An 18823-nucleotide genomic window follows, 5' to 3' on the forward strand; every position below is an offset into this window, starting at 1 on the left:
TCTCGGCTCCAGCGCGGGAACGAGTCCGGCGCGGGAATCGAGGAGTCGAAATCATGGCAGTGCACGCCGTCGCCCACTTGAATTTCCGGGGCGAGGCCAGGGAGGCGCTCGAGTTTTACCGGTCGGTGTTCGGCGGGGATCTCCGGATCGCCACCTACGGCGACTTCGGCATGCCCCAGGACGCGCCCGGCGCGGACCGGGTCGTATTCGGTCAGGTCGTCGGCGAGAACGGGTTCCAGGTGATGGCCTACGACGTCCCGGGCACCACCTCGCCCACGCCGGTCGGCGAGACCACCCGCGAGAACGGGACGACCGTCACCACGGAGAAGTTCTTCCTGTCCGTCAGCGGGGATTCGGTCGACGAGGTCGGCGAGTGCTGGAAGAAGCTGTCCGAGGACGCGACGGTCATCGAGCCGTTCGGCCCGGCGCAATGGGCCCCGGCGTTCGGCATGCTCCGGGACCGCTTCGGCGTCACCTGGATTCTGCAGGTCGCGGCCTAGCCCGCCGGTCTGCGGCCGGAGTCCTGCGCCGGCCGCAGACCGGCTTTCACACCGGGCGCGGCGAGAGACCCTGCTCGAACGCGAGCACCCCTCTCGGGTCGTACTTCGCCGCTACCGCCCGGAGCGCCGGAAGATTCACCCCGTAGTACGCCGTGGCCCAGTCCTTCTGGTCGTCGTTGATGTAGTTGACGTACGCGCCGCCGGTGGCGAATTCCGCCAGCCGCGCCTGGACGTCGTTCACCTCGCGCTTCGCCGTCTCCCGGTCGACACCCGGGTCGGCGCTCAGATAGACCTGTACGTCGCCGAAGACGCCGCGGTGGGCGAACGCGGTGTCGGTGGGGCGGAGGTCGGAGACCGCGGCGTCGAGCGGGTTCACTTCGAGCGCGATCGTGGTCTCTCCGGTGACGAGCGCACTTAGCCGCGCCGGATCCGCTTTCCGCGCCAGCACCCGGGATGCGGCCATGAATCGGCGACGAGCCAGGCTTCCGGACCAGAAATCCATCGCACCCAGATAATCGGTCTCGTGGAGATCGCTGACGGTGCCCTTGACCCCGGCCCGGCGTTCCAGATCGGCGATCAACTCGCGTGCCTGGCTTTCACCGCCGAGAAGACAACCGGGCACGCCCGCCGCCGGGTTCGGGCCGCCGAGCACCGAGATGTTCGACCAGAATTCCCTTGGCGCCTCGGTGATCCAGTCCTGCCAGGCACCGTAGACGTCGGTGCCCGAGCCCTCCGGGAAGTGCGCCACGAACACCGTGACCCGCGGCGGCGCGGGCACGGTGCGGAAGGTGAATTCCGTGGTGATCCCGAAGTTCCCGCCGCCTCCGCCGGTGAGCGCCCAGCCGAGATCCGAACCGGGGTCGACCGAGTGCACCCGGAAATCGCGCGGGGTCACGACTTTCGCCCCGGCCAGGTGATCGCAGGTCAGTCCGTATTTCCGCATCAGAACGCCGATTCCGCCGCCGAGCGCGAGCCCGGCGATGCCGACCGAACCGCACGTGCCGCCCGGCAGCGCGCGGCCTTCGGCGGCCAGCGCGTGGTAGACGTCGATCAACCGCGCGCCGGCGCCGACGACCGCGGTGCTGTTCCGGCGGACTTCCACGCGGTTCATCAGTTTGAGGTCCGCGACCAATCCGTCGCCGGGAGTGGAATATGCGACATAACTGTGCCCGCCGCTGCGCGCCGCGAACTTGATTGTGTTCTCTGCCGCGAACTCCAGGCACTTCCGCACGTCGTCGGCATCGACGCACCGCGCGATCGCCGGTGGGTACCGATCATCGTAAAGCAGATTGAACGGCGGACGGATTTCCGCGTAACCAGCGTCATTTCGCCGCAGCAGCGCGCCGTGCAGCCGCCTGCGCAACGCGGCCCAGTCCGGTTCCTTTTCCGCGGCCTCCGCGACAGTTCCGGCCCCGGCCACGGCCGCACCCGCGACGGCCGCGGACCACTGCAAAAGACGACGACGGCTCAACGTCATGGACAACCCCTCCACGCCTCGGCGGCCGGTACGCACGAGAGGAAACCTGTCGGCCCGCCCCGAGATTCCCCTTGTCCGACGCCGCCAGCATAGACTAATCTTTCCGAAATAGAAGACGTATCTTCGATATCTCGAAAATGCGTGATTCGGGGGCACCGGGGTCGAGGTCGACCGGCCTTGATCCACCATCGGATCAGGAGGTGCGGGCGTCATGCACTCAGACCGCTCGGTCCCGGCCGGCCCCGGCCCAGACGATTCCGCACCGGTGCGATCGGCCCGCCGGTCCGCGGTGCTTGCCTCCAGTATCGGCACCCTGCTCGAGTATTACGACTATTACCTGTTCGGCCTGGCCGCCGCGGTGGTGTTCCCGGCCGTGTTCTTCCCAGCCGCGGACCCGCTCACCGGACAGCTGTCCTCGTTCGCCACCTTCGCCGTCGGGTTCGTGCTGCGCCCGGTCGGCGGCATCGTCATCGGGCACCTCGCGGACCGGTTCGGCCGGAAGAAAGCCTTGATCTTCACCATCGTCATGATGGGGATCGCCACGATTCTCATCGGCGTGCTGCCCGGATACCGCCAGATCGGTGTCGCGGCCCCCATTCTTCTGGTGATCCTGCGGTTGCTGCAGGGCTTTTCGACCGGCGGCGAAATGGGCGGCGCGATTTCGCTCGCCGTCGAGCACGCGCCGCCGCGCAAACGCGGTCTCTATGGAGCCCTGCTCCTTTCCGGGGCAGGCGTCGCGCTGCTCGTTTCGTCCGGTCTGATGGCGTTGTTCGCGACGCTTCCCGACCGGGATTTCCTGGCCTGGGGCTGGCGGATCCCGTTCCTGCTCAGCGTTGTGCTGCTGGTCGCGGGATTGGTCATCCGGATGCGGGTGAGCGAAACCCCGGACTTCGAACGTGCCCGCGAGAAGGACGCCGGTGCGCGCATTCCGCTGGTCGCCGTGCTGCGCCGGCCGCGCAATGTGATCTACGGCGTCCTGTTCGGTTTCGCCAACAGCATCGGCGGCTACGTCATCACCACCTACGGTGCCTCGTACGTCAAAAAAGATCTCGGCATGCCCGCTTCGGTGGCGCTCACCGCCACTATGGTCGCCGCCGGTGCGCAGATCGTTCTGGCGCCGACCTGGGGTGCGCTGTCGGACCGGATCGGCCGGAAACCAGTGTTCCTCGGCGGCTGTATCGGGCTGGCCGCGGTGATCTTCCCGGTGTTCTGGTTGTTCGAGACGAAAAATCCAGTGCTGGTGGCGGTCGCGATGGTGCTGGGGTTCTCGGTGTTCGTGATGGCGATGTCCGCGCTGTCCCAGACGATTCTGTCCGAATTGTTCGACACCCGCTCGCGTGTCACCGGCGTCAACCTGGGATATCAGCTCACCGCGGTGCTCGGCGGCGGATTCGCGCCGTACCTCAGCGCGTGGCTGGTCGGCGCGACCGGGGCGGTGTGGGGCGTCGGGATTTACGTGATCGCCGGCTGCGTCCTCAGCGCGATCGCGATGCTGCTGTTGCCCGAACGCGCCGGGAAGCCGTTGCCGGAACCGACTGCTGAACCGAAAGCCGCGACAGTATGACCTTGCTGGGATACGTCAGCGACGAACGCTATCTCGCCCTGCCCGAGGTCGCCGTCGAAATCAGCGACGGCCGAGCGCACTGGACCGCCCGTTCCACCGCGACCGGTGCGATCCACGCCGAAGTCCCGCCCGGCGGCTACCGCGTCACCCTCGCCAGGGACGGCTACGGCGCCAAACACGTCGACGTCGCTCTCGGCTCCGGAGAACCACACCAGTTCCGGCTGCTGTCCGACCAGATTTTCGGCTACGTCTGGCCGAAGTGGGCGCACAGCGGCGACGAGGGCGAGTTCCGGATCCACAGCCCCGAGCCGTACCGGCTGAGCCTGTGGCGACACGGCGCGGTGGCCGAGGCGTGGGCCCTGATCGGCTGGTTCGACGAACACGCCCCGCGCGCCACCGTGCAGGTGACTCCAGATGGCGACTACACGCAGACCGGCGTGCGATTCAACGAAAAAGGCTACGTTGACCCGTCTCACCGCCAGTTCGTCACGGCTCCAGACCGCAGCGGCCTGTACTACTTCCACGTCGAAGGCGAATCCGGAGCACGATTCTCGTTCCCCTGGGTGGTCGCGCCGCGCCAGCCGTCCGCGCCGATCGCCGTAGTCGCTTCGACGAACACCTGGAACGCTTACAACAATTTCGGCGGACGCAGCAACTACATCAACGCCGCGGGTATTCCGTCCGCGCCGGTTTTGGTTCCCCGCCTGGAAATGCCCCGCTACGTGGAATCCAGCTTTAGCGAACACGCACTGCCGGACGACGCGTACCCGCCGCTGTCCTTCGAACGCCCGGAGCCGCTGAACCAGCTCAGCGCCGACGCCCAGCCGGAAGACCCGATCCGCGGCAGGCAGCCGTGCCACCTGGCAGCCGCGGAATGGCGGCTGCTCAGCTGGCTGGAACGCAATGACTACGAATACGACCTCTACTCCGACGCACACCTGCACGACGGCACCCTGTCGCTCGACAGCTACCGCGTGCTCGTCCTGAGCACGCATCCGGAATATTGGTCCCGCGAGATGTACTCCGCGGTCTATTCCTGGGTGCACGACCGCGGCGGAAAGCTGGCCAATTTCGGCGGCAATGTCGCCGACTGCGAAGTGGTTTTTTCCGCGGACGCCCTGCGCTTCCGCACCCAGGCCGCCGACCCGGCCGGACCGTACGAGAGCCGGATGCACCGCACCTTCCGGCCGACCTCGGAGCTGTTCGGCGTGGTGTTCACCAGCGCGGGAGCGATGACCGGTGCGCCGTACGAGGTCCTCGACCCCGGCCACTGGGCCTTTCGTGGCACCGGACTGGACAAAGGGGACCGATTCGGAGTCCGCAGCCTGCACGAACGCTGCCCCGGCGGCGCTTCCGGCCACGAAACCGACAAGACCGGTCCACACAGTCCACCCGGGACCCACGTAGTGGCGCGCGGCTTGAACCCAGGCGACGGTGGCGGTGAGCTCGCTTGCTATCGCACGGTCAGCGGCGGCGAGGTGTTCTCCGTCGGGTCAATCGCCTGGACGTCCGCCGTACTGGTGGACGACGGCGTCTCCGCGGTGACGGCGAACGTCCTCGACCGGTTCATCGGACACTCCTGAACCCGGCGGCGATGTCGTCGGCCACCTCGACGCCGAGGCCAGGTGCGGCACTGAGCCGAACCTTCTGGCCGTCACTGTCCAATGGCGTCTGGAGAACGTCGCGCTCGTAGTAATGCGCACCGATGATGTCCGACGGAATCCTGGCCGACAGTCCCGGTGCGGCACACGCCGCGTGCAACTGTGCCGCCGCGCCGACGCCGAGCTCCCCATTGGACCCGAGCACGACGTCCAGCCCGAACGCGTTCGCGAGGTGCGCCATCGACACCACCCGGCCAGGCCCGCCCGCTTTGCCGATATACAAACTCACCGCATCCGCCGCTTCGGCCCTGATCGCCGACACGAGATCGTCAGTACCGAACACACTTTCATCGGCCACAATGGACACTCCACGTCCGCGCAACGCCCGCATCCCGGCCAGATCTCCGGATGCCACCGGCTGCTCGAGAAACGCCGGGTCGTGGTCTCGCATTAACTCGATCGCCCTGGCCGCGTCCGCAGCCCGATAACCGCCGTTCGCGTCCAGGCCGAGGAACGTATCCGCCCCCACGAGTTTCCTTGCCTCCGCGAGACGATGCGCGTCATCCTCAGGATCAAAGCCAATTTTCAGCTTAAAACTGCGAAAACCCGCCTCGAAAGCAGCCTGGTAGACGTCCCGGAGACGCTGCCCGCTGCCGCTGAGCGAACATTTCACCGGCACTTCGGTCCTTAATGGACCACCGAGCGCCACCGCGAGCGGGACACCGAGCGTGCGCGCATACGCGTCCCACAACGCCGTCGAGATCCCCGCCTTGGTAAACGGCGCACCAACCGCCGCCGCATCCATCCGCCGCTCAAGACCGGCGACCGGAACGAGCGGCTGACCGAGGATCGCTGGGGCAAGGGCCCGTTTGATCAGATACTCCGCCGTACCAGCGTCTTCGCCGCTCCACTGCAGCGTCGCGCTAACCTCGCCCAGCCCCGTCGTTCCGTCCGAAGTCCGCACCCGAACCAGGAGGAAGTCGGAACGGTCGTGCGTCCCTCGTGCTCCAGCCACGACCAGCTCGGGCCGGACGACCGGACTGACCGCGGCGATCTCGACGTCCTCGACGGTAGTCACAGCAGCTCGCGGAACTCGGTGAGAAATTGGTCGATCATCCGGATCTCCTCGGTGTCCAGCCGATGCGCGGGCTCCCGGCAATACGGGCTGGCGATGAGCCCCCGGCGCACCGAAATCAGCTTTTCCACCGCGATGATCCGCTCGGTGTCCAGCATCCAATACGAGATGTACGGGAGCAGCCTGCGGTGCAGCTCGTCCCCACCCGCGTCGTCGCCGTCCTCGAACCGCCGCCAGATCTCCACGTAGATCTCGGTGAACGAACACCCCGGCTGCGTCCCGACCGCGCCGCGCCGGATCGCGTCCGGCAGCTGAACCCCCGCGTACCCCTCGACCGCCGGGATCGGCGGATCCCCGGCGGCCAGCTCGGCGATCAGCGGCCCCGGCGGACTGGACTCGACCTTGACCAGCCGCAGATTGGCGTGTTTGGCCGCGATCTCGCGCAGCACGTCCGCGTCGAGGCTGGTTCCGGTCTCCGCCGGCGCGTACTGCACAACCACCGGCGTCGGCGCGACCGCGTCCAGCACCTGCCGGATATGCCTGACCAACGCTTTCCGGGGCGGCCGCAGATAATGCGGCGGCAGAAGGTTGATCAAATCCGCTCCCGAGGCCACCGCCTCGTTAGCGCGCTTGACCGCGAGCCGAGTCGCGTGGTCCTGCACCGCGATAATGGCCAGCACCTCCGGCCGCGGCGCGGTCTCCGCCAGCAACACCTCGGTAAGCGTCTGCCTTTCCTCTTCCGCCAGCTTGTAGAACTCCGACGCGAACCCAGGGAACATCACGCTCCCGACCCCAGTGCCGAGCACATGCCGCACTACTCGCCGAAAGCCGGTAACATCGATTTCGCCGTCCTCGGTAAAGGGCACTTCAAGAACGGGCGACACTCCGCGAATAGGTGTCATCGAATCCCTTTCCGAAGGCCGAGTGCGGCAATCGCGTCCGCGTGGATGACTCCTTCGATCAGTTCTGCCGAGATCTTCGGCAACGCGATGCCCGCGACGATGTCGTTGACCCGCCGGATCCCCGCGATCGCCTCCGCGGTCGTCGCGATCGGAAAATCCGAACCCAGCAACAGTTTGTGCGGCACGCCCCACTCCTGTGCCGCGAGCAGCGATTCGTAACACACCCAAGACCGGAGATAGATCGAAGAGACGTCGGCGTACACGTGCGGATGCTTGCGAATGGTTACTACGGTTTCGCGCCCCCAGGGATGCCCCATGTGCGCCATGACGATCCGCAGCTCCGGGAACTGGAGGGCGACCTCGTCGGTGACCAGCGGATACGTGTACCGCAGCGGTGCCTGCCGGATCGGCGACGCACCCTGGTGGAACAAGATCGGCAACCCATGCCGCTCGCAGTAACGGTAAAAGTCCAACGCCGGTTGGCTCAACGGGTCGAAGTTCTGGTAATTCGGCCCGAGTTTCACTCCGGCCAGCCCCAGTTCCCGGCACCGCTCAGCCTCTTCGAACACGTCAGGCGCAGTCGGATTCACCGACATAAACCCGATCCGCCGCTCCGGGTCAGCGGTAACGAACGCCGCAGTCGCGGTATTGGTGTCCTCCGCCCGATACGGCAACCCCGTGGCTTCTTCGGGATTGTCCACCGCGATGTTGAACACGATGGACAGATCGGCAGCCTCAGTGGCTTTGTCGTAGTCAGCCCAAGAATTCGTCGTGACCACAGCCCGGTCGGTCCGCCACCCGTCGTAAACGCGCCGCTCGTCCTCCGGCACCGCGGCCTGGTGCGTCGGAGTGTGAGTGTGCACGTCCACGATCATGGCTTCACAACACTTCCGCCAGCGTGACGAACCGGTCCGCCAGCCCGCTGGCTATCTTCTCGAACCACTGGGAACCTCGGCTTTCGGTAGCCAACTCGGGCCGATCGGTATACCCGTCGATGTCGCGCCAGACCTGTGCGGAATGAATGTCCACATCAGACACCCGAATTCCCTTGGGCTGCTCTCGCGCCGCCGGTTGCCGAACGAGTTCCCCGCGGTGCGCCAGCATCATCGAAGTCTCGAACTCGCCAGCATGCCCAGGCACGATGTCCTCCGGTTCGAGGACCCGCCAGTAGTCGGTATGCGCCACCGCAAGCCCGTGCCGAGTCGACGCCGCACCGGCGAACGCGTGACAGACGCCAACGTTGCCGCCGTGCCCGTTGACGACGATCAGCCGCCGCCCGCCCTGAACCGCGATCGACCGGGCCAGATCGTCCAGTACGTGCAACAAGGTCTGCGGCGAAAGAGAAAGCGTCCCGTTGAACGGCAGATGGTGATCAGAAGCCCCGTACGGAATCGGCGGCGCGAGCAATAAGGCCCGCTCGGCTCGCGGTGCCGCCATCTCAGCCGCACGCTCACACACCGAGGCCGCCAGAAACGCGTCAGTGCCAGTAGGCAAATGCGGCCCATGCTGTTCGGTCGCGCCGATGGGCACCAGGACAAGCGCTTCGGCTAGCACCTCCCGCACTGCGGCACGGTCGGCTTCCGCCCAGCGCAGCAGTGCGCCCACGACGTCTCCCCGATACTCCGGTTGGCCTATTTTCCGGTATTTCGTAGAAGTCTTCCTGATTCAGGAAGATAGTCGATCGAGGAACAGGAAGCAATGCCGTCGACCAGACAGCAAGAAACGGCCCGACCGCAGATGCGGCCGGGCCGTGGTGGTGCGGGTTTACCGATCAGCCGGGTCCCGCAAAACCCGCAACGCGGGCTCCGTCCCGTTAGCGGGCCGGGTGACGGCGAACAGTCGCTCGCTGTCGGCAGTCCACGCCAGGCCCCGGGGTGCGAGAACGCCGTCGCTTGTCACGTCCAACGTTGCCAACGGCGCGCTGCCACCGACCTTGTACACGTAGACGTCGTCACGCGGGTTGCGAACACCGCCCGCGAGGTATTTGCCATCTGGCGAAGCGGCGACCGCGTTTGGGTACTGCCCAGTGTGGTACGCGCCAGCGCGAGTGAGATCCTTGCTGTTGAAGGCTTCGACCGCGTCGCGGGATCCCGAGGCGGTGTAGATGGTCTTCCCGTCGGGAGACAGCGTCAGATCAGCCAAGTCGCTGCCGACGACCGCGCCAGACGCGCGGGATTCGAGTTTGCCCGTGGCGACGGCATAGACGTATACCGACGATTGGCTCAGTTCCGCTTGCCCCGCGACGAGCGGACCGGCGTCCCCGGTCTGGGACGCGACCAGCGGCGCGTGGTTGAACCGGACGTTCGCGCCCTGCTGATCGGGGGTGACGGCGGGTGGAACCGCGGCGGTGTCGAGTTTGCCGATGCCGCCGTTCCAGGATTCCTCGCACCCGTAGCCGAACCACACGACACTGCCGGTGCGGGCGAGATGGGCTGGGCAGGTCTGGGCCCCAGTGGGGTAGCGAGCGGTTTCGGCGAGCGTCGCGGTATCGATCGCGGAGATCGCGTCGCCGGACGCGAGCGCGACGTACAGCGTGCGGCCGTCGGCCGAGAGAACCAGCCCGGACGCCCCGAACTGGCTGTCGACGGTCTTGCGCACCCAGCCGTTGAAATCGGTGACGATGACGCCGTTGCTTGTCTTTCCGCCGCTCACGAACACGTGGTGGTTCGCCTCGTCGACGACTAGGTCGGAGTAGGCGGGCAGACCCAGCGAACTCGTCCGCGGGCTCGCGTCCGCACCCGGCGCGACGGCCGTCGCGACCGCGGCCGCGACGGCGGTGAGAAAAATCGTTTTCGCGCGCGGAATAGTACTCATCCAGGCCTCCCCATCCATGGATCATGCGATTGCATGACTGAGTGACTTGAATGTAGCGAATACCGCGCGATCGGTCTATCCCGCCGGGATTGTCCAAGCTGGACCATCCGGCCTATTGAGACTGTGATCATCCGGTTGTACCGTCGAATTTGGTGTTCGCCGCCCAGAGGGGATGGCTGGCATTGTCGCCGGTCAGTCGCATATCCAGCGGACTCGGGCGCGATTGTGCAGGGGGAAGCCAGAGATGCCGACCAAACGCGCTTTTTTGTGCTGCGCTCTTACGATTATCGTAGCCGCTGGCACCGTTTTCGGCACCGCCCCGGTGGCGGTCGCGCTGTCGCATCGGCCGGCCGCGGGCCCGCCAGCGCATTCCCATCGCAGTGTTCCGCCATCACCGCCAGGGCCGGTGGATGCGTTGCCCCGCCACGAATCGGCACCCGTCGGGCAGGTGGCGCCCGAGGCGAAACGGCTGGCAGAAAAGGCTGAACAGCGGACGCTCACGACCAAGGCGTTTTCCCTGTCAGACGGCCGGACTCAACTGCAGGTCTCGCAGACCCCGCTGCACTATCGCGACACCGCTGGGCACTGGCAGGACATCGACACCAGGATCGCGAAAGCGACCGACGGGCAGGGCTTCGCTTATCGCAACGAGCGCAACACTTTTCAGAGTTCTTTCGGGACTAGAACAGAGAATCTCGTCGGTTTCCGGCAGGGCGAACGGGAAATTCGACTCGGTATCGCCGGGGTGTCGCGTTCGCTGGAGCCGCGCGTCGAGGGCAGCGCGATCACCTATCCGGGCGCGTTTCCCGGCACCGATGTGGTCTACCAGGTGACCCCTGAGGCGTTGAAAGAAAAGCTCGTGCTGGCCAAGCCGCCCGCGCAGGCGCCGAGTTACCGCTTCACGATGGATCTGGCCGGCGTCGAGGCCCAGCAGCAGCCGGACGGCTCGATCGCCTTCTTCCGCGCAGGCGGTGACCGCGACGGCGGGCCGCTGTTCGTCATGGCCAAGCCGTTCATGCTGGACGGCCGCGACGACCCGGCCTCGCCGTACGGCAAATCGTGGAGCGGCAAGGTCGCCCAGACCGTCCGTGCCGAAGGCAGCCGGTTCACGATCACGGTGACCGCGGACCAGGAATGGTTGCGCGCCAAGGAGCGCGTGTACCCGGTAGTGCTCGATCCGACCATCAAAATCCAGCCGACCGCCACCCAGGCGCAAGACACGATGGTGACGTCCGACGAGCCGGACGCCAACCACGACGGCAGCTGGCGGTTGTCGGTCGGCGGGACAAACGGCGGTGCTGCCCGCAGTCTGCTGAAGTTCGACCTCGCGAACATCCCGGCAGGCACCCGGCTGGATTCGGCGCAGCTGCAGCTGTACTACGACCAGGACCACACGACCGGCGCCAACGACGTCACCGTGGAAGCGCACCGGGCGACCCAGCCGTGGACAGCGAGCACCGCTACGTGGAACTCGTCCGCGGCGGCGTTCGCCGAGGTGGGCCAGAACCAGGACAACGTCGACGACGGCGAACCCGGTCGTACCGCGGCGAACGGCGAGTGGCGCCCGGTCGACACCGGAGACGCTGAACAGGCAGTGGGCCACAGTTACCGGGTCGGCGCCCGCGGCGGCGACTACACCTGGGTTCCCCGCCTCACCGAGGACGGCGACTATCAAGTCGAGGTGCACTACGTGTCCGGGGCGGGCCGGGCGTCGAACGCTCCCTACACCGTGTTCTACAACGGCGGACAGCAGACCGTGCCGGTGGATCAGACCGTCTCGGCCCCTGGCGGCTGGACATCGCTGGGCAGGTGGCCGTTCAAGGCAGGCACCGCGCACAAGGTCGTGCTCGGCGGGGTGCCGGGCAAGGAGGTCGTGGCCGACGCGGTACGCCTGACCAAGCCCGGCACGCAGGTCAAGAAGGCCGACAAGGCCAACATCTGGCACAGCTTCAGCGTGCGCTCGACCGTCCAAAGCTGGCTGGACGGCAGCCAGCCCAACCACGGCTTCCTGCTCAAGGCCGCTGACGAAACCCAAGGCAAGGGCGGACCGCGCTATGAGGCCGCCGAGTACGCCTACAACGGCGCCACCGAGCAGACCCCGCGGTTGCTGCTGACCTACGGCAAACCTGGCCCCGCCCTTGACGCGCCAACGACGATCCGGGCTACCGGCGCGAACCTGACCTGGCAGGCATATCCCGGGAGCGACCTGGTCGAATACCAGGTCCACCGTTCGGTATTCCAGCAGTTCACCCCGACCGCGGCGACCCTGGTCGCTCCGTTGCGCCCCGGCACCGCCAGCTACGCCGACACCACCGCGCAGCCGACCAAGGCCGACGACCCGCAGCCGTTCGGCAATGCCTATTACTACGTCGTCGCGGCCAAAACCCGCGATGGCCAGCTGATCCCGTCCGCGACCCAGCTGGTGCGGCTGCCCAAGGCCGGGCAGGTCGTGAAGGTCGTCCAAGGCAACGCCGCCGACACCACCCTGGCCAGCAAACAGCCCGATCAGCCGCACGATAAGCTGACCGGCGAGCCGTGGCTGTCGGTCGGCAACAACTCCGGTGCCTTGGGCGCGACCCGCGGCCTGGTGAAGTTCCCGGAACTGGGTGGAATTCCCGCGGGTGCGCGGGTGCAGAACGCCGAGATCAGCCTCTGGGGTTTCACCTACGTCGGCGGCACGCCAGTGGGCACCGGCACTTATGAAGCACGCGGTCTCACCAAGGATTTCGACCAGGGCAGCGCCACCTGGAACAAGGCCAGCGCCGGTCGTGCCTGGTCGAGTCCCGGCGGCGACTTCGACCCGGTGGTCGCCGGAACCACCACGGGAGTCACCAACGACCCGGCGTTGCGGGTCCTCGGCGTGACCGGACTGGCGCAGCGTTGGGTCAACGACCCGGCGAGCAACCACGGTGCACTGGTCAAGCTCGCTGACGAGGCCAATCCGCCGGAACGCACCATTTTCCTCAGCAGCGAGGCCGCCGAGCCGCGCCTGCGGCCGAAACTGACCGTGGTCTACACCGAACAGACCGCGGAGAGCACCTACTACGCACCGACCACCCCGGACCGAATGATTCCGGGCGACGACTACACCGTCCCGGTCACCCTCACCAACACCACCGGCGCGGCTTGGCCCGCCGCCGACTACGCGTTGTCCTATCACTGGGAACTGCCTGACGGCACCGATGTGACCGGCCCTGGCAACCGGGTCGAGACGCCCTTGCCCAAGGACATCGCGCCCGACGGCGTGGTCGCGGTCGACGCGAAGGTGAAGACAGCCACTCCATTCGACCTCGGCAACAAGCGCGAAGCGTTCGTGCTCAAGTGGGATCTGCGGAACCGGACGACCGGGAAGTGGCTGTCGGAAACGACGAAGATCCCGCCGCTGGCGCAGAACATCACGATCGACGATCCGAAGTCGGATCAACTGGGGCTGGAGAAGTTCTACTCCTATTCCGGCGGCAATACCGGAGCCGGGTCGACGCTGATGGTCAACCAGTTCGCGGGCAACGCGGTGTGGTCCTACAACGCGTTGAGCAATCCGAGCCGCGGCCTAGCGACGTTCCTGCGGATGACCTACAACGCTCAGGACACGTCCAATTCCTACATCGGCTCCGGCTGGTCCCTGTCGGCCTCTACCCTGGCCCGGCTGGGCACCCCGCTGGAGTTCGACGGCTGGGGCGGACCGGGATACCCGGCGAAGATCGTGCTGACCGACGGGGACGGCACCAGCCACCAGTTCGCGCTGAACAAGCACGACAGCCCGGACCCGAAGCTGTGGGATTACGACAAACCCGCCGGCGTCCACCTCTACCTGCAGCGCACCGGGAGCACCGACCCAACCCGCGCGTGGGTGATGACGCGGCCGGACCGTACCCAGCTCGTGTTCGACAGCGACGGCTACCAAAGCGCGACCGTCGACAAGAACGGTAACGAGCTCCAGTTCACCTACGAACGCTCGTGCGTCAACAACCACAACACCGGTGTCCTGAAATACATCACTGACGCCACCGGCCGCCGCACCCTGAACCTCGAGTACTTCCAGAACGGCGACCCGGATTACGACTACTTCACCGGCGACCACAAGCACCATGGCGTCAACCTGGCCAACGGGAAGATCGCCAACCAGCTCAAGGCGATCACCGACATCTCCGGCCGCCGGATCGAGTTCGTCTACAGCGACCGCGGCCTGCTGCAGGAGATCACCGACGGCGCGGGCTCCGATCAGCACAAGACTTTCACCTTCTTCTACAACAACGCGCTGCTGAACAAAAACGCCAAGCTGATCTCCGTCACCGATCCGCGCGGCAATTCCACCGGACTGTCGTATTACGAAGATCCTGCCCGGAAATGGAAGACGCGGACGCTGACCAACCGGGCCGGGAAGGACACCGGCTTCGACTACCGCTATCCGGATCCGGACCACAGCTCGGCGGTCGACTCGATCGTGACCGACGCCAACGGCCACGCGTCCGAGACGTTCGTCGACGGCTACGGCCGCCCGACGAAACTGACCAACGCCAAGAACCAGACCACCGAACTGACCTGGGATGCCGACAACAACGTCCGGCGCCTGGCCGAGGACGGCGGAAAGGCCATCACCACCTGGGATTACGACCCGGTCACCGGTTATCCGAAGACCATCGCCGACGCCGAGGCCAACGCGAACAAGACCTCGCCTACCGCGCTGAACTACCGGACCGGCTTGGGCGGACACGTCGCCGACCTGACCGAGAAGGTCACCCCCGAAGGCCGCAAGTGGCTGTTCACCTACGACGACCGCGGAAACCTGGTCGCCGTCACCGACCCGAAGGGCAGCGGTGATCCCGCCGCGGGCCACTACACCACGCTGAGCAGTTACGACAGCTACGGCCAGCTGCTGACCGTCACCGACGCCAACAACAACATTACGACCTTCGGCGACTACGACCCCATCGGCTCGCCACGCCGGATCACCGATGCCTACGGCCACGACACGCTGACCAAATTCGACGCGACCGGCAACGTGCTGTCCACAATGGATGCGCGCAAAAAGGTCAGCGAGTACACCTATGACCTCTTCGGAAGGCCGTTGTCGTCCAAGGTGCCCAAGGACGCCGACAAGGGCGACTTCCTCTTCACCCCCGGCGCACAATACGACCCGAACGACAATGTCATCAAAGCGACGGCCGCCAACGGCGCGATCACCACAGCCGCTTACCGGCCCACTGACGAGATCGCCGCGGTCAGCACACCCAAGGACGACGCAGGAGATCCTGACCGGACCACTACCTATGACTACGACAACGTCGGGAACCTGCTGCGGCAAACCGACCCGAAGGGCACTCTGACGCCCGACCCGGCCGACTTCACCACCACCCGCGAATACGATCAGCTCAACCGCGTCATCAGCACTGTTGACGCCGGCGGCAACCGGGCCACGTACGACTATGACAACGTCGGCAACCTCACCGTTGTAGTCGACCCGCGCAAGACCGCGACGCATGATCCCAAGGCGTACACGACGAAGTACGCCTACGACCTGAACCACCGCGTCAAGACCGTTACCGACGCCGCGGGTTTCACCACCGGCAAGAAGTACGACCGAGACGGCAATATCGTCGAGGCTACCGACGCCGAGCAGAACACCACGGTGGTCAAGCTCGACGCCCGCGCCATGGTCGAGGAGCAGTGGGTGCCGCGCGCCAAGGACGCGTCGGGCAATCCCGTCTACCGCAAAACTCGCTTCGAGTACGACGAAGTCGGCAACAAGACCAAGGTTGTTTCGCCTCGTGGCACCGAAATTCCGGGCAACACCGACAACTTCGCCGCCGTCACCGTTTACGACAAGCTGAACCGCCCGATAGAGCAGCAGACCCCGTTCGACGTCAACGACGAACGCGTCAAGGCTCCGGACAAGACGACCTACACCTATGACGAGGTCGGACGGCTCACCGAGGTCAGCGCTCCGCCGTCCAACGGCCAGAATGTCCGCAACGTGACCCGCACCAGCTACTTCGACACCGGCTGGCTGCGTTCCAGCATCGACCCGTGGAACATCACCACCACCTACGACTACGACCAGCTCGGCAAGCAGACCGCGCGCACCCTCACCGCGGCAGGCGGGTCCATGAGCCGCACCATGACCTGGTCGTTCTATCCCGACGGAAAGCTCAAGTCCCGCTCCGACGACGGCGTCCCGTTGGGCCGGGAGGTGCGGGTGATCGACAACACCGACCCCGCCACTATCGTCACCGGCAACTGGGGCACCGCTGGCACGGAGACCAGCCCCGACTACGAAGGCTTCGACTACCGACGGCACAACCCAGGCACCGGCACCGACACCGTCGCCTGGAACCTCGACGCGCCGCGCACCGGGACGTACGAAATCTCCGTCCGCTACCCCAAAACCGCCACCGCCACCAACGCGACCTACACCATCGACCACGACGGCGGCAGCACTGCGAAGACTCTTGACCAGACGCAGCAACCCGGCCAGTGGGTCAGCCTCGGTTCGTACGGGCTCACCGAGGGTCAGGCGCGCAAGGTAACGCTGTCGGACAAGGCGAACGGCGTCGTGGCCGCGGACGCGGTGAAGATCGTCCGCGACGGCAGCGGCGAACCCGGCCCCGCCCAGCAGAAGACGTTCGGCTACCGCTACGACCCGAACAACAACCTGGTCGGCATCACCGACTCGAGCCCGAACGCGAAGATCGACAACTATGCGGTCGCCTACAACGGGCTGAACCAGATCCAGCAGGTCCAGGAAAAGCTCAAGGGCGCCGTAGCCAAGACCACCACCTACAGCTACGACCCGAACGGGAACCCGAAGACCCGAGACCACGACGACCAGCACTCGGTGTACGAGTACGACATCCGCGACTTGGTCGAAAAGGTCACCAACACCGACACCGGCGCCGCGCCCCAGACCACGACCTACACCTACACGCCGCGGGCCCAGAAACAACTCGAAACCAAGGCCAACGGCAACCTCCTCCAGGCCGAATACTTCCCCGACGGCGCGCTGCGCCACGAAGTAGAGCGCAAGCCCGACGGCACGATCGTCAACGAACACACCCGTGACTACGACGCCAACGGCAACCCCGCGCACGACACGCAACACACGATGAACGCGGACAACCACGGCGCCTACCTGGACAACACCCGCACATTCGGCTACGACCCCCGAGACCGGCTCCGCTCGGTAACCAAGACCGAGCCGACCGGTGCCACCCTCGGCGTCGAGAAGTACGCGCACGACGCGAACAACAACGTCGTCGAGCAAACGATCGACGGGAAGACCACCAAGTACGCCTACGACCGCAACAGGCTGGTCACCTCGTCGATCGACAAGAACACCAGCACGCACACCTACGACCCGTTCGGCCGGCTGGACAACGTGACAGTCGACGGGACGCTGCTGGAGAAGTACCGGTACGACGGCTTCGACCGGATCGCGGAGTACCAGAAACTCAAGGAAGGCAGCACGACCGAGCGGGTTGCCACGACGTATGCGTACGACCCGCTGGACCGGACGCTCGCCAAGACCGAGGCCGGAAAGACCACAGATTTCGCTTACTTGGGTCTGTCGAGCAACGTCTTGAACGAGAAACTCGACGGGAAGCTGGACAAGTCTTATCAGTACAGCCCTGATGGACGGCGACTGTCGCAAACCAAGCAAAACGGTGACGGCGGCAAAGAGACGACCCAGTACGGGTACAACCCGCACACGGATGTCGAGACTCTTACTACGGATAAGGGCGACACTAAGGCGACTTACGGCTACACGGCTTACGGGAGCGATGACAAGCAGTCGTTCACCGGGATAGACAAGCCTAAGCCGCAGGATCCTTCGGCGCAGGCTTACAACCTGTATCGGTTCAATGGAAAGCGCTACGACACTGCCAGCGGCAATTACGACATGGGGTTTCGTCACTACAGCCCGCCTCGAAACACCTTTCTCACTCGAGACTCCTACAACGGTGCCCTCAGTGACCTGGGTCTGACGACTGACGCATTCACCGGAAGTCGCTATGCCTTCACCGGCGGAAACCCGGTCGGTCGAGTCGAACTCGACGGCCATATCGACACGGACACCTATCGATGCGGCGAGATCCACAGTTGCGCCCAGGCTGATCTGGCCTATCGCGAGCAGCACAACGTCCAGGTCCCGGAGGGGCTTCGCGAGAAAGCCAGCGCCGAGGCTGCGATGAACACGCCGGCGACCGGTGGAGATTTGCCCAAGGAAAAGCTCGATGTGCTCCACGCATTCGGCTACCAAGGCTCATCGGGATTTACCTGGCGCGAAGCGATGGAGTTCGCCAATCGTGGGCCCGCGACGGAAGCTCTCGTCTGCGACACTCTCGGCGGATCTATGGACGAGTGTCGGATGGGTCAACCGTTGCACGGGCTAGCAGGATTCATCTACGACGTATTTCTCTCCAATATCCCGGCGTGCTCCACAATGGACGCGCTAGCCTGCGGGGGAGTCGCACTTGAAGTTGGCGGTGGAGCTGCCGGCAAGTTCATCGGCAAAATTTTCGGCGATTCGGCGAAGGTCAAGGGCGGGATTGCGGCTAACAAGATCAACGGTGACGCCGCAGCTGACGCGATCGCAGCTGGTTTTCCCGGTGCTCAGCGTGAGGTCACGCTGCAGGCGGCGTCGGGAGCTCGGAGGATCGATGTTCTGACGACCAATGGTGTTGCCATTGAGTCGAAGCTCGGTCGTACGTCGCTGACTAGCGACATCAAAATGCAGATACAAAAGGATGTGGAGCTGATGCAGAGATCTGTCGGTGGTGTCAAGTCGGTCGAGTGGCATTTCACGAAGAGTCCGGTGACGGGTCTTGGCGGTCCCACCGGCCCGCTGCTTCAAGCGTTGCAAGCCGCCAACATTCGTGTGGTAATAAGGTAG

General features: G+C 65.5%; 10 protein-coding genes. 4 read left to right on the forward strand and 6 right to left on the reverse strand.

The window, feature by feature from the left end; genetic code table 11:
- Positions 1 to 53: 53 nt before the first annotated feature.
- Positions 54 to 500 carry a VOC family protein gene (locus ACZ63D_RS11175; protein WP_465354143.1) on the forward strand — a complete coding sequence of 149 codons (447 nt, stop codon included), beginning with the start codon at positions 54 to 56 and terminating at the stop codon, positions 498 to 500.
- 46 nt (positions 501 to 546) lie between these two features.
- On the opposite strand, the gene ACZ63D_RS11180 is transcribed toward ACZ63D_RS11175, so the two are convergent.
- Complete coding sequence (locus tag ACZ63D_RS11180) at positions 547 to 1977, reverse strand: FAD-binding oxidoreductase (protein ID WP_465354144.1); 1431 nt, start codon at positions 1975 to 1977, stop codon at positions 547 to 549.
- Between the two features lie 211 nt (positions 1978 to 2188).
- Here ACZ63D_RS11180 and ACZ63D_RS11185 point away from each other — a divergent pair, with 211 nt between their 5' ends.
- Both ACZ63D_RS11185 and ACZ63D_RS11190 read left to right on the forward strand, forming a co-directional pair.
- Positions 2189 to 3541, forward strand: coding sequence for an MFS transporter (locus tag ACZ63D_RS11185; protein WP_465354145.1), 1353 nt, complete (start codon positions 2189 to 2191; stop codon positions 3539 to 3541).
- On the forward strand, positions 3538 to 5124 hold the full coding sequence (locus ACZ63D_RS11190; RefSeq protein ID WP_465354146.1) for a N,N-dimethylformamidase beta subunit family domain-containing protein: 1587 nt from the start codon (positions 3538 to 3540) through the stop codon (positions 5122 to 5124). Before ACZ63D_RS11185 ends, ACZ63D_RS11190 begins: the two co-directional genes overlap by 4 nt.
- On the opposite strand, the gene ACZ63D_RS11195 is transcribed toward ACZ63D_RS11190, so the two are convergent.
- From ACZ63D_RS11195 to ACZ63D_RS11215, 5 genes are all read right to left on the reverse strand, one after another.
- Positions 5108 to 6220, reverse strand: a complete 1113-nt coding sequence (locus tag ACZ63D_RS11195) for a mandelate racemase/muconate lactonizing enzyme family protein (RefSeq protein WP_465354147.1) — start codon at positions 6218 to 6220, stop codon at positions 5108 to 5110. The genes ACZ63D_RS11190 and ACZ63D_RS11195 overlap by 17 nt on opposite strands.
- A complete protein-coding gene (locus tag ACZ63D_RS11200; RefSeq protein ID WP_465354148.1) occupies positions 6217 to 7119 on the reverse strand; it encodes a dihydrodipicolinate synthase family protein in 903 nt (300 codons plus the stop codon). The genes ACZ63D_RS11195 and ACZ63D_RS11200 overlap by 4 nt, the downstream gene beginning before the upstream one ends.
- Positions 7116 to 7982, reverse strand: coding sequence for an amidohydrolase family protein (locus tag ACZ63D_RS11205; protein WP_465354149.1), 867 nt, complete (start codon positions 7980 to 7982; stop codon positions 7116 to 7118). Before ACZ63D_RS11205 ends, ACZ63D_RS11200 begins: the two co-directional genes overlap by 4 nt.
- Before the next feature lie 16 nt (positions 7983 to 7998).
- Positions 7999 to 8724 carry a creatininase family protein gene (locus ACZ63D_RS11210; RefSeq protein ID WP_465354150.1) on the reverse strand — a complete coding sequence of 242 codons (726 nt, stop codon included), beginning with the start codon at positions 8722 to 8724 and terminating at the stop codon, positions 7999 to 8001.
- 159 nt (positions 8725 to 8883) lie between these two features.
- Positions 8884 to 9933 (reverse strand): hypothetical protein, encoded by a 1050-nt coding sequence (locus ACZ63D_RS11215; protein ID WP_465354151.1) that lies wholly within the window; start codon positions 9931 to 9933, stop codon positions 8884 to 8886.
- Between the two features lie 415 nt (positions 9934 to 10348).
- Here ACZ63D_RS11215 and ACZ63D_RS11220 point away from each other — a divergent pair, with 415 nt between their 5' ends.
- A complete protein-coding gene (locus ACZ63D_RS11220; protein WP_465354152.1) occupies positions 10349 to 18823 on the forward strand; it encodes a golvesin C-terminal-like domain-containing protein in 8475 nt (2824 codons plus the stop codon).

Source organism: Amycolatopsis sp. NPDC104775, from assembly GCF_055583325.1.